At 65.8% G+C, this 21,054-nt stretch carries 17 protein-coding genes and 1 tRNA gene; 3 read left to right on the top strand and 15 right to left on the bottom strand.

The genetic code is table 11. The annotated features are described in order from the left end of the window. Positions 1 to 27: 27 nt before the first annotated feature. From urtD to AB7F10_RS18450, 10 genes are all read right to left on the bottom strand, one after another. Entirely contained in the window at positions 28 to 789 is a 762-nt protein-coding gene (gene urtD / locus AB7F10_RS18495; RefSeq protein ID WP_428564624.1) for an urea ABC transporter ATP-binding protein UrtD, read from the bottom strand. A 7-nt stretch (positions 790 to 796) separates the two neighbouring features. Then, a complete protein-coding gene (gene urtC, locus AB7F10_RS18490) occupies positions 797 to 1,945 on the bottom strand; it encodes an urea ABC transporter permease subunit UrtC (protein WP_428564622.1) in 1,149 nt (382 codons plus the stop codon). Further along, positions 1,942 to 3,552 carry an urea ABC transporter permease subunit UrtB gene (urtB, locus tag AB7F10_RS18485; protein WP_428564620.1) on the bottom strand — a complete coding sequence of 537 codons (1,611 nt, stop codon included), beginning with the start codon at positions 3,550 to 3,552 and terminating at the stop codon, positions 1,942 to 1,944. The genes urtC and urtB overlap by 4 nt, the downstream gene beginning before the upstream one ends. Before the next feature lie 79 nt (positions 3,553 to 3,631). Then, a complete protein-coding gene (gene urtA, locus AB7F10_RS18480) occupies positions 3,632 to 4,951 on the bottom strand; it encodes an urea ABC transporter substrate-binding protein (RefSeq protein ID WP_428564617.1) in 1,320 nt (439 codons plus the stop codon). 203 nt (positions 4,952 to 5,154) lie between these two features. Next, positions 5,155 to 5,231: transfer RNA gene (locus AB7F10_RS18475), tRNA-Arg, on the bottom strand. Between the two features lie 79 nt (positions 5,232 to 5,310). Continuing rightward, positions 5,311 to 6,522, bottom strand: a complete 1,212-nt coding sequence (locus tag AB7F10_RS18470) for a thiolase family protein (RefSeq protein ID WP_428564614.1) — start codon at positions 6,520 to 6,522, stop codon at positions 5,311 to 5,313. 62 nt (positions 6,523 to 6,584) lie between these two features. Further along, a complete protein-coding gene (locus AB7F10_RS18465; protein WP_428564611.1) occupies positions 6,585 to 8,102 on the bottom strand; it encodes an AMP-binding protein in 1,518 nt (505 codons plus the stop codon). A gap of 31 nt (positions 8,103 to 8,133) precedes the next feature. Continuing rightward, complete coding sequence (locus tag AB7F10_RS18460) at positions 8,134 to 9,588, bottom strand: methyl-accepting chemotaxis protein (RefSeq protein ID WP_428564608.1); 1,455 nt, start codon at positions 9,586 to 9,588, stop codon at positions 8,134 to 8,136. A gap of 201 nt (positions 9,589 to 9,789) precedes the next feature. After that, on the bottom strand, positions 9,790 to 10,338 hold the full coding sequence (locus tag AB7F10_RS18455) for a 3-hydroxyanthranilate 3,4-dioxygenase (RefSeq protein ID WP_428564605.1): 549 nt from the start codon (positions 10,336 to 10,338) through the stop codon (positions 9,790 to 9,792). Positions 10,339 to 10,367: 29 nt separating this feature from the next. Further along, positions 10,368 to 11,345, bottom strand: a complete 978-nt coding sequence (locus tag AB7F10_RS18450) for a dihydrodipicolinate synthase family protein (RefSeq protein WP_428564602.1) — start codon at positions 11,343 to 11,345, stop codon at positions 10,368 to 10,370. 162 nt (positions 11,346 to 11,507) lie between these two features. Here AB7F10_RS18450 and AB7F10_RS18445 point away from each other — a divergent pair, with 162 nt between their 5' ends. Both AB7F10_RS18445 and AB7F10_RS18440 read left to right on the top strand, forming a co-directional pair. Then, positions 11,508 to 12,311 (top strand): thermonuclease family protein, encoded by an 804-nt coding sequence (locus tag AB7F10_RS18445; RefSeq protein ID WP_428564599.1) that lies wholly within the window; start codon positions 11,508 to 11,510, stop codon positions 12,309 to 12,311. Next, positions 12,308 to 13,756 (top strand): M48 family metalloprotease, encoded by a 1,449-nt coding sequence (locus tag AB7F10_RS18440; RefSeq protein WP_428564596.1) that lies wholly within the window; start codon positions 12,308 to 12,310, stop codon positions 13,754 to 13,756. The genes AB7F10_RS18445 and AB7F10_RS18440 overlap by 4 nt, the downstream gene beginning before the upstream one ends. A 61-nt stretch (positions 13,757 to 13,817) precedes the next feature. Here the strand turns inward: AB7F10_RS18440 and AB7F10_RS18435 are convergent, their stop codons facing one another. The 5 genes from AB7F10_RS18435 to AB7F10_RS18415 form a co-directional block, all read right to left on the bottom strand. Further along, complete coding sequence (locus tag AB7F10_RS18435) at positions 13,818 to 14,540, bottom strand: CarD family transcriptional regulator (RefSeq protein ID WP_428564593.1); 723 nt, start codon at positions 14,538 to 14,540, stop codon at positions 13,818 to 13,820. A 332-nt stretch (positions 14,541 to 14,872) separates the two neighbouring features. Next, positions 14,873 to 15,211: a ferredoxin FdxA gene (fdxA, locus tag AB7F10_RS18430; protein WP_428564590.1), complete on the bottom strand. Its 339-nt coding sequence runs from the start codon at positions 15,209 to 15,211 to the stop codon at positions 14,873 to 14,875. Between the two features lie 86 nt (positions 15,212 to 15,297). Continuing rightward, positions 15,298 to 15,597 (bottom strand): RNA-binding S4 domain-containing protein, encoded by a 300-nt coding sequence (locus AB7F10_RS18425; protein ID WP_428564587.1) that lies wholly within the window; start codon positions 15,595 to 15,597, stop codon positions 15,298 to 15,300. 74 nt (positions 15,598 to 15,671) lie between these two features. After that, positions 15,672 to 18,914, bottom strand: a complete 3,243-nt coding sequence (locus AB7F10_RS18420; protein WP_428564584.1) for a helicase-related protein — start codon at positions 18,912 to 18,914, stop codon at positions 15,672 to 15,674. Positions 18,915 to 19,553: 639 nt separating this feature from the next. Next, positions 19,554 to 20,414, bottom strand: a complete 861-nt coding sequence (locus tag AB7F10_RS18415) for a DUF3108 domain-containing protein (protein WP_428564581.1) — start codon at positions 20,412 to 20,414, stop codon at positions 19,554 to 19,556. 341 nt (positions 20,415 to 20,755) lie between these two features. Here AB7F10_RS18415 and rpmB point away from each other — a divergent pair, with 341 nt between their 5' ends. Then, positions 20,756 to 21,049 (top strand): 50S ribosomal protein L28, encoded by a 294-nt coding sequence (rpmB, locus tag AB7F10_RS18410; protein ID WP_428564578.1) that lies wholly within the window; start codon positions 20,756 to 20,758, stop codon positions 21,047 to 21,049. Positions 21,050 to 21,054: the final 5 nt, after the last annotated feature.

Raw genomic sequence — 21,054 nt, 5'->3', positions numbered from 1 at the left:
GCGCATGATGCTTTGCATAATCATGCGCTATCGCCCCAGATAGACTTCGACGACGCGCTCGTTGGCGGAAACCTGATCGATCGTGCCTTCCGCCAGCACCGAACCTTCGTGCAGGCACGTCACCCGGACGCCCAGCTCGCGGACGAAGGCCATGTCGTGCTCGACGACCACGACGGCTTTTTCCCGGTTGATCTCCTTAAGAAGCCGCGCGGTCTGTTCGGTTTCGGCATCCGTCATGCCGGCAACCGGCTCGTCGACCAGCAGGAGCTGCGGCTCCTGCGCGAGCAGCATGCCGATCTCCAGCCACTGCTTCTGGCCGTGCGACAGGCTTCCGGCGACGCGGGAGCGGAGCTGGCCGAGCCGGATCGTCTCGAGGATGCGGTCGATGCGCTCGTGCTGCCCGGCCGCGGTTTCCCACAGCAGCGTCCCGCGCACCCGGCGGTCGCTTGTCAGCGCGAGCAGCAGGTTGTCCTCGACCGTATGCATGTCGAACACGGTCGGCTTCTGGAACTTGCGGCCGATGCCAAGCTCGGCAATCTCGGTCTCGTCGAGCTTCGACAGGTCATAGGCGCCCTGCCCAAAATAGACCTCACCCTGGTCGGGCCGCGTCTTGCCGGTGATCACGTCCATCATCGTGGTCTTGCCGGCGCCGTTGGGGCCGATGACGGCGCGCATCTCGCCCGGCTCGATGATCAGCGACAGATCGTTCAGCGCCTTGAAGCCGTCGAACGACACGCTGATTCCGTCGAGGTAAAGCAACGAGGTGGTTGTCGTCTTGTCGGGGCTCATGGGCGTCTCATTCGGCGGCTTGCGGGACGGCGCCGGAGGCAGCGGCGGCCGATTTCGTTTCGGCGCGGCGGGCGCGCAGATGGGCGATGGTGCCGACCACGCCGCGCGGCAACAGCAAGGTGACGGCGATGAACAGGCCGCCGAGCAGAAACAGCCAATAAGGCGCGAGGAAGCCGCTGGTGAAGTAAGTCTTGGCGTAGTTGACGAGGAACGCGCCGAGCACCGCGCCGGTCAGCGTGCCGCGGCCGCCGACCGCGACCCAGATCACCGCCTCGATCGAATTGGCGGGTGCGAATTCGCTCGGGTTGATGATGCCGACCTGCGGCACATAGAGCGCGCCGGCGATTCCGGCCATGCAGGCCGACAGCGTGAAGACGAACAGCTTGTAGGACTCCACGCGGTAGCCGAGGAACCGCGTGCGGGACTCCGCGTCGCGGATGGCGACCAGCACCTTGCCGAATTTCGACGTGACGAGCGCACGGCAGACCAGAAAGCACAGGATCAGCGCCACGCAGGACAGGAAGAACAACGCATTGCGCGTCGTCTCGGCCTGGATGCTGAAGCCGAGGATATCCTTGAAGTCGGTCAGGCCGTTATTGCCGCCGAACCCGAAATTGTTGCGGAAGAAGCCGAGCATCAGCGCGAAGGTCATCGCCTGCGTGATGATCGACAGATAGACGCCGGTGACGCGGCTGCGGAACGCGAACCAGCCGAACACGAAGGCGAGCAGCCCCGGCACCAGCAGCACCATCAGCGCCGCATAGGCGAAGTGGTTGAAGCCGTACCAGTAGAGCGGCAATTCCGGCCAGTTGAGGAACACCATGAAGTCCGGCAGCACCGGATTGGCGTAGACGCCGCGCGTGCCGATCTGGCGCATCAGATACATACCCATCGCGTAGCCGCCGAGCGCGAAGAACGCACCGTGACCGAGCGAGAGAATTCCGACATAGCCCCAGATCAGGTCGATGGAGAGCGCGAGCAGTGCGTAGCAGACATATTTTCCGAACAGCGACACGAAATAGGTCGGCACATGGAGCGCCGATCCCGCCGGCGCCAACAGGTTCAGCACCGGAACGGCGATTGCGAAGGCGCCAAGCAGCACGAGGAAAATCACCGCGCCGCGGTCGAGAATCCGGATCAAGGGAAACGACGTCATGCCTCGATCGCCCTTCCCTTGAGCGCGAACATGCCGCGCGGCCGCTTCTGGATGAACAGGATGATCAGCACGAGGATCGCGATCTTGCCGAGCACCGCGCCGGCGAAAGGCTCCAGAAACTTGTTGGCGATGCCGAGCGTCAGCGCGCCGACCAGCGTGCCCCAGAGGTTGCCGACGCCGCCGAACACCACGACGAGGAAACTGTCGATGATGTAGCCCTGGCCGAGGTTGGGGCTGACATTGTCGATCTGCGACAGCGCGACTCCCGCGATGCCGGCAATGCCCGAGCCGAGACCGAAGGTCAGCGCGTCGATGCGCGCGGTGCGAATGCCCATCGCCGCCGCCATGCTGCGGTTTTGCGTCACGGCGCGCATTTCAAGGCCGACCCGCGTGAAGCGCAGCATGCCCAGCAAGGCAACGAACGCCATCGCGGTGAACACGATGATCCAGAGACGGTTGTAGGTGATCGTCATCTGGCCGATTTCGAAGGCGCCCGACATCCACGACGGATTGCCGACGTCCTTGTTGGTCGGGCCGAAGGCGGTGCGCACCGCCTGCTGGAGAATGAGCGACAGGCCCCAGGTCGCCAGCAGGGTTTCGAGCGGCCGGCCGTACAGGAAGCGAATGATGGTGCGTTCGACCAGCACGCCGACCGCGCCGGCAAACAGAAAGGCGAGCGGCAGCGCGATCAGCAGCGAATAGTCGAACAGAGCGGGATTGTAGGCGCGAATGAGCTGCTGCACGACGAAGGTGACGTAGGCGCCCAGCATCACCATTTCGCCGTGCGCCATGTTGATGACGCCCATCACGCCGAACGTAATGGCGAGACCGATGGCCGCGAGCAGCAGGACTGAGCCGAGCGACAGCCCGTACCAGGTGTTCTGCACCGCGTTCCAGATCGCGAGATTCTGCTGCACGGAATTGATCGCGGCGGACGCCGCCTGACGAACCGGTTCCGGCGCATCGGCTGGAATGCCGCTCAGGATGCTCACGGCGTCCTGTCCGCCGCGCGCACGGATGATGCCGATCGCCGCGATGCGATCCTCGGCCGCCGCATCCGCGCTGCCGGCGACGATGGCGGCGCGCGCTTCGGCCAGCGCCTGTTTCACGCCGCCGTCCTTCTCCGCCGCGAGAGCCTTATCGAGCATCGGCAATGTCCCGGCGTCGCGCGACTTGAAGACGGATTGCGCGGCCTCGAGCCGCTGCGCTGGATCGGACGACATCAGGGTCAGGCCGCCGACCACGCCGGCGAGCATGCCGCGCAACCGGTTGTTGAGGCGGACATTGTCGATGTCGGCCGGCGCGGGATCGACCACCGCCCCGCTCGCCGCGTCATGAAACGCGCCGGCTCCGTCCTTGACGAAAACCTTCTTGGCCTCGGCGCTGTAGAGCAGCCGGCCGTCCTGCAAGGCCACGAGCACGGCGGACGCGCGGGGATGCCCGCTTGCCGCGACGGCCTCGATGGCGTCGGCGGTGTCGCTGAAGCTGTCGGCGAGGAAGCCCTGAAGCGAATCCTGAAACGGATCGGCCGACGCGCGCTGACTTGCGCCGCAGACGGCGATAACAATCACGAACGCAGCAATAAGCCTTGCAAACAAAAAGCTCATAGCAACCTGTCCCGGCAAGGAAGTTACTTGAGGAGTGGAGGCGGCGGCGCGCGCCGCCTCCGTTATGCGAAACGGGAGATCAGGAGGCCTGACCGCCGCACTTCTTGGTGACCTTGTTGTAGTTGCCGCACTTGAGGGTGACCCAGTCGGCTTCAAGATCCTTCGAACCGGGCAGGAAGTCCGACCAGGCGTCGCCGGGGACGAGGCCCTTGGTCTTCCACACGACGTCGAACTGGCCGTCGCCCCGCACTTCGCCGATGAACACCGGCTTGGTGATGTGGTGGTTCGGAAGCATCTTCGACACGCCGCCCGTCAGGTTCGGCGCCTCGGTGCCGGGCAGCGCGGCGATCACCTTGTCGGGATCGGTCGACTTCGCTTTCTCCACCGCCTTCACCCACATGTGGAAGCCGATGACATGCGCTTCCATCGGATCGTTGGTGACGCGCTTCGGATTCTTGGTGAAGGCCTGCCACTTCTTGATGAACTCGGCATTGGCCGGGTTCTTGATCGACTCGAAGTAGTTCCAGGCCGCGAGATGGCCGACCAGCGGCTTGGTGTCGAGGCCGGCGAGTTCTTCTTCGCCGACCGAGAACGCCACGACCGGGATGTCGGTCGCCTTGATGCCCTGGTTGCCAAGCTCCTTGTAGAACGGAACGTTGGCGTCGCCGTTGATGGTGGACACCACCGCCGTCTTCTTGCCGGCCGAGCCGAACTTCTTGATGTCCGACACGATCGTCTGCCAGTCGGAGTGACCGAACGGCGTGTAGTTGATCATGATGTCTTCGCTCTTGACGCCCTTCGCCTTCAGGTAGGCTTCAAGAATCTTGTTGGTGGTGCGCGGATAGACGTAGTCGGTGCCCGCGAGCACCCAGCGCTTCACCGAGCCGCCATCCTTGCTCATCAGATAGTCGACGGCGGGGATCGCCTGCTGGTTCGGCGCGGCGCCCGTGTAGAACACGTTGCGCTCGGACTCCTCGCCTTCGTACTGCACCGGATAGAACAGGATCGAATTGAGTTCCTTGAACACCGGCAGCACCGACTTGCGGGACACCGAGGTCCAGCAGCCGAACACCACCGAAACCTTGTCCTTGGAAATCAGCTCGCGCGCCTTCTCGGCGAACAGCGGCCAGTTCGACGCCGGATCGACGACCACGGCTTCGAGTTTCTTGCCGAGCACCCCGCCCTTCTTGTTCTGCTCGTCGATGAGGAACAGCATCGTGTCCTTCAGCGTGGTTTCGCTGATGGCCATGGTGCCGGAGAGCGAATGGAGAATTCCGACCTTGATCGTATCTTCGGCTTTCGCGGCTACCGTGGCGGCGAAAGTAATGGCCAAGCCGGCCGTGGCAGCGAGCCAGCGGCTGGTCGTCGGCCGGGTTGCAGCCGTCCTGTACCTGAACATGGAGTGACCCTCGCGTTATCGGCCGCACCCGAAGGGGTGCTGGCTCAAGGGTCACGTCGCAAGGCGCGTGCCAACGCGGGGAATGGGCCTTTAATAGGCAAGCCGTGGCGGGCGACGACGGCTGCTCAAAAATTCGACAATGGGGGCGGCTACAAAATAGGCATCCTGTCGGATGCCGTCGCGTGACGCTCTACCGATGTGTGTGGCGACCCCGGCATGATTCGAACATGCGACCTATGGTTTAGGAAACCATCGCTCTATCCAACTGAGCTACGGGGCCGTCGGCGCCATCCTTAGGAAGTTTCCCGGACCTTGGGAACAAAAAGTTACCGCGTGAGGCCAGGGCTTTCGCAAGCCGCTCAGTTCGGCCGCGCACCGACCTCGACCACCACGGCCATCGCCGTGTCGCCCGCCGCGCAGCCCTGAAACAGCCCGCGGCCGCCGCCGCGCGCGGCCAGTTCCTCGATCAGCTCGATGATCGCGCGCAGGCCGGTCGGCGCCTGCGGATGGCCCCAGACCAGCGAGCAGCCGTAATTGTTCATCGTCTTCAGGTCCGCGCCGGTCTCGCGCGCGAACACGATGTCGTTCACCGCAAAGGGATTGTGCGACTTGATCGCGTCCATGTCGCGGATGCTCAAATCCGCCTGCGCCAGCGCGCGCTTGGCCGCCGGCACCGGCGCCTCCGGCATATGGGCGAGGTCGGTGCGCGCAAGGCCGAAGCCCAGGAGGCCGATGCGGATGTTCGGGTCGCGCGACAGCGCGCGCGCCTTGTCCGGCGTGGTGACAACCATCGCGGCATTGCCGTCCGCCGGATGGGTCTGCGCGCCGAAGGTCACCGTGCCGTCCGGCATCACCGGCGCGAGCTTGGCGAGACCTTCCGGCGTGGACCGGACGACGCCTTCATCGCCCTCGACCTTGCCAGCGACCTTACGAAACATCCGGTCGGGCACGTCGAACGGCAGTGTCATGTAACGCTTCTGGAAGGCGTGGCCGCCGGCCAGCGCGTCGTCATATTGCGCGGAGCGGCGCAGCACCACCTCCTCCTGCTCAGCGCGCGACACCTGATATTTGCGCGCGACGTTCTCGGCGGTCTGCAGCATCGAGTGCTTGCCGAGCGGATCGCAGGAGAAATTGTCGAGCACCCAGTTCTCGTGATCCGCCGTGCCGCCGGGCGCGGCCGGGTTCGGATAAACGACGTGCGGACCGTTCGAGGTGCGGTCGCAGGTGACGACCAGCGCTGTGCTTGCCAGATCGCTCTCGATCTCCTGTGTGGCGGCAAGCAGCGAGCGCGCGCCGGTGGCGCAGGCCTGGCTGATGGTGGGACCGCCGACGCCCTGCGCGCCGATCATGCCGGTGAGCCACGGCAGACCGAAAAACGAGTTCTTCTGCGGCACGCTGATGCCGAGCACGCCATAGTCGAACAGGCTTGCGTCGATCTTGCGTTTCGCCAGTTCGGCGCGCGCGACATGCGCCGCGAACTGCACGCTGTGCAGATGCGCCAGGCTGCCCTGCCATTTGGTGAAGGGCGTCGACCAATAGGCGCCGTAAGGAATTTCAGCCTTGTAAGCCATCGGATACTCCGAACCTTCCACGCATCAACGCAAACGACATCGGCAATTTCAAGTCTTGTGCTTCACGTCTTGTGCGCGGCCTTCAGCGCCACCTTGTCAATCTTGCCGACCGCCGTTTTCGGCAGTTGCGCGCAGAAACGATAGTCGCGCGGGACTTTATAGCGCGTGAGGCGCGCGCCAAGCTCCGCTTCGAGCGCCCCGGCATCCACGCTGCCGCCCTCGCGCAGCACGACATAGGCAACCAGCGCCTCGCCGCGATAGCTGTCCGGCACGCCGATCACGGCGGCTTCCGCCACCGCCGGATGCGCGCACAGCGCCTCCTCGACCTCGCGCGGGTAGACATTGAAGCCACCGACAATGGCCATGTCCTTCTTGCGGCCGCGCACGAACAGATAGCCGTCGGCGTCGAACGCGCCGATGTCGCCGGTGTGCAGCCAGCCCTCGCGCAGCGCCTCGGCGGTTTCCTGCGGCCGGTTGCGGTAGCCGCTCATGATCTGCGGGCCGCGGGCGCGGATTTCGCCGGCCTCGCCGACCGGCAACACCTTCGCGCCGGTTTCGAGATCGACGATCTCGACCTCGGTGAGCGGCGCGCAGACGCCGACCGAGCCGATTTTCCGGGTGCCGTGGCGCGGATTGAAGGTGAGAACCGGCCCGGCCTCGCTCTGCCCGTAGCCCTCGCAGACCGCGCAGCCGGTGGCTTTCTCCCAGCGCCGCAGCGTCTCCTCCGGCAGCGCGGACGCGCCGGAGAAACTCAAGGCCAGCGAGGAGAAATCCGTCTGCGCGAAAGTTTCGTGTCCCATCAGGCCGACGAACAGCGTCGGACTGCCGGCGAACAGCGTGATGCGATGGTCCGCGATGGTGCGCAGCGTGTCGTCGGGCCGGTAGCGCGCCATGATCGACAGCGTGCCGCGGCAATACGGCGCGAGCAGCACGCCCATCGCGATGGCGTAGGAGTGATACATCGGCGTGACGATGAGGATGTTTTCGGCCTCGCCGGACGGCAGCAGCGCCTCGCGCTGCGAGACATTAGTCGCGATCGCCGCATGCGTCAGGTTCACGCCCTTGGCGCGACCGGTGGTGCCGCCGGTATATTGCAAGATGGCGAGCGCTTCCGGCACCGGCATGCCGGGCAGCGCAAGCCCCTGCCCGCTCCAGCGCGTCAGTCGCGTCCCAGAACTGACAACGATGACGCGGCCGACGCCGCACGCGGCGGCGACCGGACGCAGCATCGCCGCCACCGCTTCGTCGCAGACGATTGCCGCCGGTGCGGCGTCCGCCACGATGTCACGCAACTCATGCGCGGTGTAGGCGGGATTGAGCGGCACCGCCTGCGCGCCCGCCGCCCAGATGCCGAAGGTGGCAATCGCCGTATCGATCGAATTCCCCATCACCAGCGCGACGCGGCCGCCGCGCACCGCCGCGCCCAGCTCGCGCGCGAAGCCGGCGGCGCAGGAGAGATAATCGCGATAGCTGAGGTGTTCATCGCCGCAACGCAGCGCCACGCGCTCGCCGGCGCGGGCCGCGGCGTCCGCCAGCATGTGAACGACGGTCGGATAAACGGGAGGCAGTTGGTAGGTCACGCGCGAAGATTACGGCCAATGGCCGTGTGCGTCACGCCTTGAAGCCGATGCGGAAGCCGCCCCAGTGCCGGCCGTTCACCGCGATCGGCGCGGAGGCATCCTTCATCAGCACGAAATGGCCGTTGCCCATATCGCGGCGATAGGTCTGCAGCAGGAAAGGCCGCTGGTTGCGGCCCGCGCCCAGCCCGGTGCGGTCGTTGAAGATGCGGCGGTTGCGGCAGTTGGCGGCGTTCCACACCGGGTCCGGCCCCTGCGGCTTCGAATAGACCTTGTTGTGGGTCGGCAGGTAGCCGTTGCGGTCGATCGCCGCGCCGAACACGATGCGCTCGTGCTCGCCGATGACCGCCTCCTGCAGCGGCGGTAGCACCTTTTCGGTGAACAGCGTGAAGCGCGCCATCACCTGCTGCGGGTTCGATCCGGCGACCGGCTTGTAGTTCTCGTCGAACAGGTCGCTCATCGTGATGACGCGCTCGGCCACCGCGCGCTCGAACAGCGCGGAAATCTCGCGGGCGACGCGCTGCGCGATGGCGATCACCGGCGTGTCCGGCGTCTCGATGCCGGTCTCGGCGATGAACAGCATGAAATCTTCGCTGATGCCGAGGATGCTTTCCGCGCGGCCCCGCGCGTCGGTCAGCTGGCGGTCGGCGTCCTCCGTCATGGTGACGAGGCTGCCGATATCGGCGCTGACCTGCGAGCCGCCCTCGATGTTCTGTTCGACCGGCCCGTTCATCGATTCGATCTGGCCGGCGAGTTCCTGCACGCTGCCGGCAATCGACTGCAAGCCGCGCGTCGCCTCGGTGGCGTTGCTGGATTCCTCGATCGCCGCCTGCGCGACGTCGGCGTTGTTGCGCGCCATCGTGCCCAGTTCGCCGACCGTACTTTGCAGCAGCTGCAGGTTGACGGTGTTGTCCTTGGAAAAGACGCGGACCTGCTCGGCCAAGCCCTTGATGGCGGTCGCGATGACGCCGAAGCCGCGCCCGGCGTCCCCCGCCCGCGCCGCCTCGACGCTGGCATTGAGCGCGATCAGCTGCGTCTCGAACGAGATTTGCTGGATGGCGTCGGAGGTCTTCTGCACATTGGCGATGATGCCCTGCACCTTGTCGAGCGTGCCGACGATGCCGAGCACGCCCTGGCTCAGACCCTGCATCTTGTCGATGGCGCCGGACAGCGTGCGCGCGATCTTCTCGGAATTTTCGTCAAGGCTGCGCCGCGCTTCTTCCGCGGATTCGCGCGACAGCGCCATCGAGCCGGCGAGCGAACCGTTGTTCTCCGCCGCCTCGTGCGCGGAGGTCGCGACCGATTTGACCCGCGCCAGCAGGCCGGCATTCAGCGTGCCGAGATCCTCGACGATGCCGCGCAGATTGGCGATCTCGAGGCCGAGCCGGCTCGCGCGGTCGCCAATGTCAGCAAGACTTGTATCAGCAAGGCTCGCAGGCGTTTCGGCGGCCGTCTCATCCGGCTTGATCTGAAGGGCTGTCGCGCTCAATCGGGTTTCCGGCGTCTCTTGCTTGCGTGGGAACGCGAACCGCACACCAAACAGGCCGCCGACCGGGGCGAAACTCCGCGACCGGCGCAGGCTTGCGCCGAATCACGAGCGCCATTGTCTATCGCAATAAAGCAAATTCAATAAGCATATGGTTGCCGCAGGCGATGACGCACCGCGGCAACGTTCTCTCGCCCGCAATCGTCAGAGCTTCGCCCAGCCGGCCGGCGGCTTCTTGCCGGGGTGGATCGCGCCGCATTTCTTGCAGGTGCGAGCCTTCTCGTCGTTGAAGAACGCCTCGTAGAGCGGCGGCAGGTCCTTCACCAGATCGGCGACCTTCAACTCGATGCGATGCACGAGATTGTCGCATTCGAAGCAGTACCACTCGAAGCCGTCCTTCTGTCCGTCGTGCCGCGCCGGCTCGACGACGAGGCCGACCGAGCCTTCCTGCGGGCGCTGCGGCGAGTGGCGCACATGCGGCGGCAGCAGGAACACTTCGCCCTCGCGCACCGGCACGTCGTAGAACTTGCCGTTGTCGACGACCTTGAGAACCATGTCGCCCTTGAGCTGATAGAAGAATTCCTCGACCGGATCGTCGTGATAATCGGCCCGCTCGTTTGGCCCGCCGACCACCATCACGGTCATCTTGCCGTCGTCGAACACCTTCTTGTTGCCGACCGGCGGCTTCAAGAGATGCTGATGCTCGTCGATCCACTTCTTGAAATTGAACGCCTGCAGGCGGCCGGTCGTCATCGTCGCTGTCTCCCGATGTCCTGTTCTTGTTACGCCGCGCTCGACTGCGCCGCGCGGCCGAGACCGCTGGCTTCCAGGGCCTCGCGCGCCGCCTTCTTCTCGGCGTCCGTCAGGTTGAGCATCGGCCGGCGCACCGGGCCGCCGACCTGCCCCAGCAGCTCCTGCCAGTATTTCGCATGGGCCGGCGGCTTTTCCGCCGGGCGCGAACGGCGGAACGCCTGGCGCACCGGATCGAGACTGTCGCGGATCGCGCGCGCCTTCTTGACCTCACCCTTGAAGGCGAGATCGGTGTAATCGCGGATGCGGCGGTCGGTCTTGGTCTGGAACAGATAAGGCGGGTTCGAGCACAGATAGAGCCGCCAGCCGAGCTCGACGATGTTGTCGAACCATTCTTCCTCGGACGCGGTCGAGACCTGAATCTTGTCGCCAACCATGCGGGTCAGCTTGGCATACATCTCGCGCGGCACGCTGTATTTGATGGCGACGATGTTCGGCAGCTCCGCGATCCGCGCGCAGGCTTCCGGCGTCATCAGATAGCCGCTGTCGGGATGGCTCCACATCGCGATGCCGATATCGACCTGCTCGCTGATGTATTTGTAATACTCGTACAGCGTCTCGTCCTGCGCCTTGGTGAAGTGCAGGATCGGCGCATGCACGACGATGTAGTCGGCGCCGACCGCCTGCGCGTGTTTCGCGAGGTCGATCACGGTGTCCATGTTCTGGTCCGAGCAGGACATGATGGTGCCGAACTTGCCGCGCGCGGCATCGGCCGCGACCTCGAAGGTGCGTTTCCGCTCCGGCACCGACATCGCATAGAACTCGCCCTGCTTGCCGGAGACGAAAACGCCGTCGACGCCGAGATCGGCGTTCCAGTGCGCGAGGTTCTTGGCGAAGCCCGCCTCGTCGAGCGCGAGGTCGGCGCCCTTGAAGGGATTGAGGGCCGCCGCCCAGAGCCCCTTGAAGTTCTGGCGGGCGTAGTCCTTGGCGTCCTTCCGGCTGTATTTCACGTCTGAATGCTCGCTTGCTCGGGTGGCAGAGGTCGGATTGGTCTTCGGTGGCGCAGCCGCGATCATAATGCCGTCCCGGCGATGGGCAACCCGCGGCCGTGCGTGGGCGGCTGGCGCGACTGAGGAAAATCTCCCGAATTCCCTATAGTTTAGGCGCAGGCGATGTCCCACAAAGGCCTGACAGCCATGCCGTGCGTCACCGCGTCCCGTATGTTTCTGGCAAGCCTCGCTCTCGCCGCGCTGTGCTGGCCCGGGTCGCCCGCACACGCGGCGGACTGTTCGGGCACAGAGGCGAAGAGCGGACGGGTCACGCAGGTCCGCGACGGCCGCACGCTGATGCTGGCCGACGGCCGCGAGGTCAGGCTCGCCGGCATCGAAGTGCCCGCGGCCGGCACGCAAGCCGGCGCCGCCGCGCGGGACGCCCTCGCCGCGCTCATCCGCGACCGCGAGGTTCAACTCAGGACGGCCGGCGCGACAGACCGCTACGGCCGCACCGTCGCCTTCGCATTTGCCGGCGCGCAGATGGTTCAGAGCGACATGATCGCTTCCGGCCACGCGCTCGCGGGCGGACGCATCGCCGACGCCGGATGCCTGGACGTGCTGCGGAAGGCCGAACATGCGGCCCGCGAGCGCAAACGGGGGCTCTGGGCCGGCGGCGAATTTCGCCTTCAATCTGCCGACAATCCGTCCGATATCCTCCAGGGAGCCGGAACGTTCCGCGTGGTCAGGGGCAAGGTGTTGTCGGTGCGGGAGAGCGGAGCCACTATATATGTCAATTTCGGACGCCGCTGGTCGGACGATTTCACGGTCACTATTCTGAAACGCAATCGGCGTTTGTTTGTCGCAGCGGGCATGGACCCTAAGACGCTGGAGAGCCGCACCGTCGACGTGCGCGGCTATGTCGAGCGGCGCGGCGGGCCGCTGATCGAGGCGGAGCGGCCCGAGCAGATCGAGATCGTGAATTGAGGGATTTCCGGCAAACACTGATTGCGGCGCTCGCCGCGTTGTCGCTCGCGGCGTTGGGCGCGTGCACGCGCGTGCCCGAAACCCGGCAGGTGTCGCTGCCGCCGGCGCCGGACATTTCGCAAACGCAGACCGCGTCGGACCGCGAAAACCAGCGCATCCTCGCCTCCTATGGCGGCGAGTATCGCGATCCCAAGCTGGAAGCCCTGCTCAACAAAACGGTGGACCGGCTGGTCGCGGCCTCCGAACGGCCGGACCTGAAATATCGCGTCGTCATTCTCAACTCGCCGGCGATCAATGCCTTCTCGCTGCCGAACGGGCAGCTCTATGTGACGCGCGGCCTGATCGCGCTCGCCAACGACACCTCCGAGGTCGGCTCGGTGCTGGCGCACGAGATGGCGCATGTCATCGCCCGCCATGCCGCGCTGCGCGAGGACAAGGCGCGGCAATCCATCATGATCTCGAGCGTGGTCACCGACGTGCTGGGCGACCCGCAACTCGGCGCGCTGGCGCTGGCGAAATCCAAGCTCGCGCTGGCGAGTTTCTCCCGCGCCCAGGAATTCGAGGCCGACGGCATCGGCGTCGGTATCGCCGCGCGCGCCGGCTACGACCCTTATGGCGCGGTACGCTATCTCAACAGCATGCAGCGCAATGCGTCGGTCCGCTCCACCGGCAGCAGCACCGATCAATACTATGTCGAGTTCATGTCGTCGCATCCGACGACGCCCGCCCGCATCCGTAACGCGATCGCCAATGCGCGCCAGTTCGGCGCGCCGGGCACCGGCGAGCGCGACCGCCCCGTGTTTCTCGCCGCGCTCAACGGCATGGTGTTCGGCGAGGATCCGAGCGAAGGCTTCGTGCGCGGACGCCGTTTCCTGCATCCCAAGCTCGGCTTTACCTTCGAAGCGCCGCCGAACTTCACGCTCGAAAACACCGCGGAAGCCGTGCTCGGCGTCCGCGACGGCGGCGGCCAGGCGATGCGGGTCGACGTCGTGCGGGTGCCGGCCGAGCAATCGCTGTCCGACTATCTGCGCTCCGGCTGGATGGACAATGTCAGCGCAATCAGCGCCGAGAATTTCGAGATCAACGGCTTTCCGGCGGCCGGCGCCACCGCGACCGGCGGCGAATGGACGTTCCGCCTTTATGCAGTGCGTTTCGGCTCGGAGGTCTATCGCTTCATCTTCGCCGCCAAGCAACTCACACCCGCCGCGGAGCGCGCGTTCCGCGGCTCGATCGGCACGTTCCGCCGCATGACGCTGAAGGAGATCCGCGGCGCCAAGCCGCTGAAGATCAGCGTCGTCACCGTGCGCCCCGGCGACACCATCGACAGCCTGGCGCAGCGGATGGCGCTGCCCGATCACAAGCGCGAGCGGTTCATGGCGCTGAACGAACTCAGCGCCAGCGACAAGCTGAAGCCGGGCAGCCAGCTCAAACTGGTGATCGAGTAGCGCGCTCAAACAAAAAGCCCGGCATCGCTGCCGGGCTTTTCGCTAACTCTCGTCGGTCGGCTCAGGCCGCTTCGTCCTCGACGGACTCGTCGGACGAGGCTTCTTCCGTTGCCGGCTTCGGGCCGCGGCGCGGACCCTTGGCGAGCGCCGCTTCGATTTCCTTCACCGCCTCGGTTTCGGTGATCTTCTGCACCGCCGCGATCTCGCGCGACAGGCGGTCGAGCGCCGCCTCATAGAGCTGCCGTTCCGAATAGGACTGCTCGGGCTGCGTCTCGGAGCGATACAGGTCGCGCACGACCTCGGCGATCGCGACGATGTCGCCCGAATTGATCTTCGCTTCGTATTCCTGCGCGCGGCGCGACCACATGGTGCGCTTGATGCGGGCACGGCCCTTCAGCGTCTCGAGCGCGCGCTTGACCAGCGCCGGCTCGGCGAGCTTGCGCATGCCGACCGACACGATCTTCGCGGTCGGGACCCGGAGCGTCATCTTGTCCTTGACGAAGCTGATGACGAACAGTTCGAGCTTGGCGCCCGCAACTTCCTGCTCCTCAATCGCCAGGATCTGGCCGACGCCATGCGCCGGATAGACGATGAACTCGTTGGTCTTGAAGCCCTGACGTTGGGTGGTCTTCTTATTCGCAGTCATTCCAGGCAGTACTCCTTCACCGGCCCCTTTACGAGCACCGGGCGTTTTTGCTGCGGGGGCCGCGCCACGGGTCGCCCCGCGGGTGGCTTGCGACGTCCGCTGCGGCGCAGCGGGCTTCTTTCCGGTCGTCCGGGTCATGCCGGCCGTCCCTTTCTTCGACTTTTGACGCGCTTTTCCTGCCACTGCTCGCAAAGCGTGGATTACACGCCCTCTCTATTCTTGGGGGTCGCTGAAAAAATAGGCTCCCGCCGGGGAGCACTTCAGCTGGCGCTGGTTTCGCCTGTTTTTCATCAGATTGTGCCCAATATAGCACATTTTCCGCAAAAATCAATGTGTTACGGCAATGCAACACCCGGAAAGCTGGCCGTTTTTGGCATAAGATCAGCCAAGGGTTAACCGCCGGGCGCAATCCCGGCTCGCATTGAGCCTAATGAATTCAGGCTTTTATAGCCGCCCGCCGCCGGCGGCGATCAATCGCCCTCGCCGGGGTTCGGCGAGAAAAATTTCTCGAATTTGTCCGGCTTGCCGTCGAACTCCTTGGCGTCGCCGGGAGCGTCCTTCTTGGCGGTGATATTCGGCCAGGATTTGGCGTATTCCGCATTCAATTCCAGCCACTTATCGAGGCCCGATTCGGTATCGGGCTTGATCGCCTCGGCGGGACATTCCGGCTCGCAGACGCCGCAATCGATGCATTCGTCCGGGTGGATGACCAGCATGTTCTCGCCTTCGTAGAAGCAATCCACCGGGCAGACTTCGACGCAGTCCATGTATTTGCACTTGATGCAGTTTTCGACGACGACGTAGGTCACTTGCGGCTCCAGCACGGAAAGATGGCGAGGCGGTTGGCCTAGCCCAGCACCCCTTCCGCTTCAAGTGAGACAGCGGCGGCCCGGATTCAATGGCTGCGCGGCGCGAGGTCATGGAACAGACCCGCGGCGCTCTGCGCCCCGCCCCGGCGGTCGCAAAATCCATCGACCTGAATGACCCGCACCGACCGGTCGAGCGCCAGCGTCAGCACGTCGCCGGGGCGCAGCAGGTGGCCGGCGGCGGTGACGCGAGCCCCGTTGACGCGGACATAGCCCGCCTCGACCAAGGCCGCGGCGGCGCTGCGGGTCCGCACCATGCGGGCATGCCAAAGCCACTTGTCGAGCCTCTGACGGCCGGGTGACGGCGCGGGCGCGACGGGGGCCGGCAAGCGCGAGGCTAGAGCTGTTTTGTTTTGTCGCGTTTTCTTCACGCGAACCGGTTTCCACTTCGCTCGAAAACGCTCTAGTCCTTGGTTTCGAGCTGCTGCTTCAGCGCGGCAAGCTTGGCGAAGGGCGAATTGGGATCCGGCTCCTTGCCACGACGCTCATCGCCGGCGCGCGCCCACAGCCGGTCGCCGCCACGGTCACGGTCGCGCCGGTCGCCGCGGTCGCGGCCCGAATCGCGGCCTTTGCCGCGATGACCGCCGGGACGGCCTTCACGGCTCTCACTCTCGCCGGCGCGCTGCTCGTTGCGCTGCTTGCCGCGATCGTAGCGGGGGCGGCGCGGACCGTCACGGCGGCGCTCCTCACGGCCTTCGCTCTGGCCGGGCTCACCGGATTGCTGCGCAGCATCCACTGGCGCCGCGGCAGCGTCGCCGGTCGCCGCCTGCTGCGGCTTGCGATGCGGACGCTTGTGGCGCGGGCGCTGATCGGCACGGCCCGCCGGCCGCCAGACCTCCACCATGCCGTCATCGGGCGCAGCGGCGGGCTTTTCGGCGTCGGGCGAGGCTTCGGATTTTGCTGCGGTTTCTGCTGCAGCATCGCCTGCAGCATTATCGCCGGCAGGCGCAGCATCGGGTGCAGCATTTGCCGCTGCGTCGGCAGATGCGGCCTCCGCCGGCAGGCCGATGTCGGCTGTCGGCAGCAACGCCGCGGAATTCTCGGACGCGGCATCCGGCGCGTCGACGTCGGCGGCTTCCGGAGCGGCCTCCGGTTCGGCCGTTTCTTCGGTGCTCGTCTCCGCCCCGGCGGCTTCCGCCGCAGGCGCTTCCGCGATGGCGGCGGCAGGCTCCGGCAGTTTCGGCTTGCGATCCATGCGATAGCCGAGCGAGCGCAGGATCGAGGCGAAGTCCTCGCCCGAGGCGCCGGTCAGCGAGGTCATCGCGCCGGTCACGGTAAAGCCGCGGCCGTCGAACGCGCCGGCGGGCTTTTCGCCGTTCACGCCCTCGCGCCAGGCCAGCGCCGGACGAATGAGATCGGCCAGCCGCTCGAGGATGTCGACGCGCACCGCGCGCTCACCGGCGACGCGATAGCCCGCCGTGCGATAGAGCTGTTTCGGCGCATCCTTCGGCGCCGGGATCGAGGTGCGGCCCGAGGCCGCGAGGTGCAGCAGATCGTCGACGCCCTGGATGTCCGGGCTTTCATTCTTCAGCGCCCAGAGCTGGGTCGCGAGCGAGCGCGGCGCGGGCTTCAACAGCAGCGGCAGGTAGATGTGATAGGCGCCGAACCGCACGCCGTATTTGCGCAGGGTCGCGCGCGCCGGCTGGTCGAGACCCTTGACCTCGTTGGCAACCTTCTGCCGCTCCAGCACGCCGAGAGCCTCGACGAGCTGGAACGCGATGCCGCGCGCCATGCCGGTGACGTCTTCCGCCGCCGACAGCGAGAACAGCGGCGCGAGCAACTTCTCGATATGAGTCTTGAGCCAGAGGTCGAGCCGGCTCTGCACCAGTTCGCGCGCCGGGCCGGTGAGATGTTCGTCCGCCACGACGCGCACGCGCGGGCGCAGCGTGTCGTCGCCGGCGATCAGCTTGCCGACCACCTCGCCGTTCCAGCGCACCGCGCCGTCGTTCGCCAGCACGATCTGCTCGGTCGGCGCCTGCGAGAGCCGCGTGGCGCGCGCCTCGATCTCGCCGGCCAGCGCCTTCTGCGCGGCGGCGTTGAGTGCCTTCGCCTCCGAGCCGCCGGCCGAGGCATCCGGCGCAAACATGAAGCCGTCGAGCCGGCCGATGGTGTGGCCCTCGACCGTCACTTCACCCGATTTTCCGATTTCCGTTTCGAGCATCGCGTTTTCCCGCAACCGGCGCATCAAGACGCTGGTGCGACGATCGATGAAGCGTTCCGACAGCCGCTCATGCAGAGCGTCGGACAGCTTGTCCTCGACGGCACGGGTGACGCCCTGCCAATGCTCGGGGTCGGCGAGCCAATCCGGCCGGTTCGCGGCAAAAGTCCAGGTCCTGACATGAGCGATCCGGTTGGAGAGCGTATCGATTCCGCCGTCGGTGCGATCCGCGAGCGCGACCTGCCGGGAGAACCAGTCGGTCGGGATACTACCCTCCCGCATCAGAAATCCATAGAGGGTGACGGCAAGTTCGGCGTGGGTGGCCGGCGCGATCTTCCGGTAGTCGGGAACCTGACAGACCTCCCATAGCCGCTCGACCGCCGCAGCCCCGCGGGCCAGCACGCGCACGCTGTCGTCGCGCGAGGCGTGTTCAAGCACCTGAATGTCCTCGGCGATCGGTGCGCGGGTCAGCCCCTGTTCGTCCGGCACCGTGGCAAGCGTCGCCTGCAGGCTTGCAATCGATGAAAAGTCGAGCGCCGAATTGCGCCACTGTAAAATGCGCACCCCGTCGAAGGTGTGACTTTCCAGCGCACGCACCAGATCCGGATCGAACGCCTCGCAACGGCCGGTGGTGCCGAAGGTGCCGTCGCGCGTGGCGCGGCCGGCGCGGCCGGCGATCTGCGCCAGTTCCGACGGGTTGAGCTTGCGGTACTGATAGCCGTCGAATTTACGGTCGGCGGCGAAGGCGACGTGATCGACGTCGAGATTGAGGCCCATGCCGATCGCGTCGGTCGCCACAAGATAATCGACGTCGCCAGACTGATAGAGCGCGACCTGCGCGTTGCGCGTGCGCGGGCTGAGCGCGCCGAGCACGACCGCCGCGCCGCCGCGCTGGCGGCGGATCAGTTCGGCAATCGCGTAAACCTCATCCGCCGAAAAAGCGACGATGGCGGAGCGGCGGGGCAGCCGCGTCAGCTTTTTCTCGCCGGCGTAAGTGAGCATCGACAGCCGCGGACGGCTGACGACATTGGCGCCGGGCAAAAGCTTCTGCACCATGCCGTGCATGGTCGCGGCGCCGAGCACCAGCGTTTCCTCGCGCGCCCGCATGTTGAGCATGCGGTCGGTGAAAACGTGGCCGCGCTCGAAATCGGCGGCGAGCTGGATCTCGTCGATCGCCAGAAACGCGACGTCGATGTCGCGCGGCATCGCCTCGACGGTGCAGACCCAGTAGCGCGGGTTCGGCGGCTTGATCTTCTCTTCGCCGGTGATGAGCGCAACGTTGGCGGCGCCCGCCTTGTCGACGACCTTGTTGTAGATCTCGCGCGCGAGCAGCCGCAGCGGCAGGCCGATCATGCCGCTCGAATGGGCGAGCATCCGCTCGATGGCGAGATAGGTCTTGCCGGTGTTGGTCGGACCGAGGACCGCGGTGACGCCGGCGCCGCGGGCGCGCGAGTCGCGCCGGGATGGGGAGGAAAACGACAGAGACATGGCTTCAAAGGGGATCGAGGGGCCGGACAAGGGCTTCGGACAGGCCCGGACGGCCTCCGTTCACCCGGTTTTGTATCACAATGCGACGTCCGGCATGGCGAGACGTGCGAAAGGGTAAAGGACTGGAACGGGTCTGGAACGAACCGCGCCCGAATCGCTGACCACAAGCCTGTATGCGTTCGTTCACGGCGATATCTGGTCCCTCTTTCGATGACTGCCACTAGCGCCGGTAGCGACGGGTTCGCCGCGCCGCGGTTTTCGGCCGGCAAACGTTAACAACAGGGCTGCGGCGGCGGTCATTCGGCGATGGCGGCGGCGGCCTCGCATGTCGTCCCTTGGCGCTGCCGGATTTCTCATTCTGTCTCACAACGCGACGGCTCAGGGCGTCGAATTCACCGGACAGTTAAAGACCGGAACGAGTCTGGAACGAACCGCGCCCGAATCACTGACTCGCCCGCTGTATGGATTCGTTCACGGCGATATCTGGCGCGCGCCGGACGGACTCCTACAAGATGAAGTAACGACCATGGCCGGAACGGGCGATTCCGCAGCCAAATTCGTTAACGCCGGCAGGATTCGCGTTTCACCGTCGAGTCAAGCAGCGAATCGCGGAGCGCTCTCCGCCGTGATCGATCCCCGTCAGGTCTTTCCGCGTTTGATTGCGGCCTTCACCGGCCTCGGCGTGACGATGAATTCGCGCGCCTCCAGCGCGCCGGTGCCGAGCGGCGTCGGCACCTCGACACGGAACGGCACCAGCATGCGGGTGCCCTGCACCGGCACCAGCCATACCTCGGCGTCGCGCATCGCGACGAGATATTTGATGGCGGAGCGGTCCGGCACGAAGCCGGCCACCGGCGCAAACAACACGCTGCAGACCACCGCCGCGCCGGCATAGCCCTTCGCGGCCTTGACGGTCTCCATCCGCTTGAAAGTGAGCTTCAGATTGTAGCGGTAGCGCCCGTCGAACAGCGGCAAAGTGCGTTTGCAGACGCCGGGCGACAACAGATCGCCCACCGGCACATGGATCATCGAACCGGTCATCGGATCGGTGACACCGCGTTTTTCGGCATCGGTGATCGGCACCCGGTCTTGCTCGTCATCGACCGGCGGCGACACCTTGAAATCCTTGATCCGGCCGCTCTCGACGGTGATGTCGACACGGTCGGTCTTGCGCTTGGTCTTGATTTCGGACGAATAGACCGAGCCGACCGAGCGGTCGCCGGCCCACACACCCCGCACGGTGCTGGTGCCGTGGCCTCCGGCGAACAGCTTGACGAGGCCGCTGGTGCCGCCGCTCATCGTCGAGGTGTAGGCGTCCTCGTCGAGATTGAGCACCCAGCTGCCCTTGCCGATCGGCAGACCCGCCAGCGTCGCGGTGTATTTCGCGTCGAGCTTGGCCTGCGCCGACGCCGGATCTGCGGCAACGCCGAGCCCGAGGGCCAGAACGCCGGCCGCGGCAACCAGACCTGCCCGCAATCCCGTGATGAGTCGGAAAGCCATGAAATCCTCGCGCGGCCGCCGGTGATACGCCAAGGCGCCGTGCCCGCAAAGTCTCGGTATGGTGAGCCGGTAAAGCAAGGCGCCTGCGGCCGGTCACAGCCGGCCTGACCCTGTCCGCCCGCCGGTCGGCTCTGCAAGGCGCCGCATCAGCCGGACCGCAAAAACGTGGCGGCCAATTGCGCCTTTGTTTGGACCCGCTCCCGCGGCAAACCTCCGGTTTTCCGGCAACTTGACGCCCCTCCGGGCGCCCTTTATACGTCCGGCACTTTTCCGACAGCCGCCGGCCGCGCGCGCCTTGCCTTTGGCGCCGGGAAGCCGCTATAAAGATTGAGGAATTTCCTATGTCCTGGCGTTGCGACCTGACCGGCAAGAAGGCCCTCGTCGGCCACAAAGTGAGCCATTCCAACATCAAGACCAAGCGCCGGTTCCTGCCGAACCTGCAGAACGTCACGCTGACCTCCGAGGCGCTCGGCCGCCGCTTCCGCGTGCGCGTTTCCACCAATGCGCTGAAGACGGTCGATCACCGCGGCGGGCTCGACGCCTTCCTGCTCAAGGCCAAGGACGCCGACCTCTCGCCGAAGATGCTGGACATCAAGCGCCAGCTGGCGAAGAAGCAGGACAAGGCCTCGGCCTGATCGCT

The organism is Pseudolabrys sp. (assembly GCF_050250095.1).
Lineage (GTDB): Bacteria > Pseudomonadota > Alphaproteobacteria > Rhizobiales > Xanthobacteraceae > Pseudolabrys.
This window is presented reverse-complemented; position numbering and strand designations above follow the sequence as displayed.

What these genes read in the sequence shown, in the direction of transcription:
- urtD (WP_428564624.1), bottom strand. Translation starts at nt 789, where the DNA reads ATGAGCCCCGACAAGACGACAACCACCTCGTTGCTTTACCTCGACGGA.
- urtC (WP_428564622.1), bottom strand. Translation starts at nt 1,945, where the DNA reads ATGACGTCGTTTCCCTTGATCCGGATTCTCGACCGCGGCGCGGTGATT.
- urtB (WP_428564620.1), bottom strand. Translation starts at nt 3,552, where the DNA reads ATGAGCTTTTTGTTTGCAAGGCTTATTGCTGCGTTCGTGATTGTTATC.
- urtA (WP_428564617.1), bottom strand. Translation starts at nt 4,951, where the DNA reads ATGTTCAGGTACAGGACGGCTGCAACCCGGCCGACGACCAGCCGCTGG.
- AB7F10_RS18470 (WP_428564614.1), bottom strand. Translation starts at nt 6,522, where the DNA reads ATGGCTTACAAGGCTGAAATTCCTTACGGCGCCTATTGGTCGACGCCC.
- AB7F10_RS18455 (WP_428564605.1), bottom strand. Translation starts at nt 10,338, where the DNA reads ATGACGACCGGCCGCCTGCAGGCGTTCAATTTCAAGAAGTGGATCGAC.
- AB7F10_RS18445 (WP_428564599.1), top strand. Translation starts at nt 11,508, where the DNA reads ATGTCCCACAAAGGCCTGACAGCCATGCCGTGCGTCACCGCGTCCCGT.
- AB7F10_RS18435 (WP_428564593.1), bottom strand. Translation starts at nt 14,540, where the DNA reads ATGACCCGGACGACCGGAAAGAAGCCCGCTGCGCCGCAGCGGACGTCG.
- AB7F10_RS18420 (WP_428564584.1), bottom strand. Translation starts at nt 18,914, where the DNA reads ATGTCTCTGTCGTTTTCCTCCCCATCCCGGCGCGACTCGCGCGCCCGC.
- AB7F10_RS18415 (WP_428564581.1), bottom strand. Translation starts at nt 20,414, where the DNA reads ATGGCTTTCCGACTCATCACGGGATTGCGGGCAGGTCTGGTTGCCGCG.
- rpmB (WP_428564578.1), top strand. Translation starts at nt 20,756, where the DNA reads ATGTCCTGGCGTTGCGACCTGACCGGCAAGAAGGCCCTCGTCGGCCAC.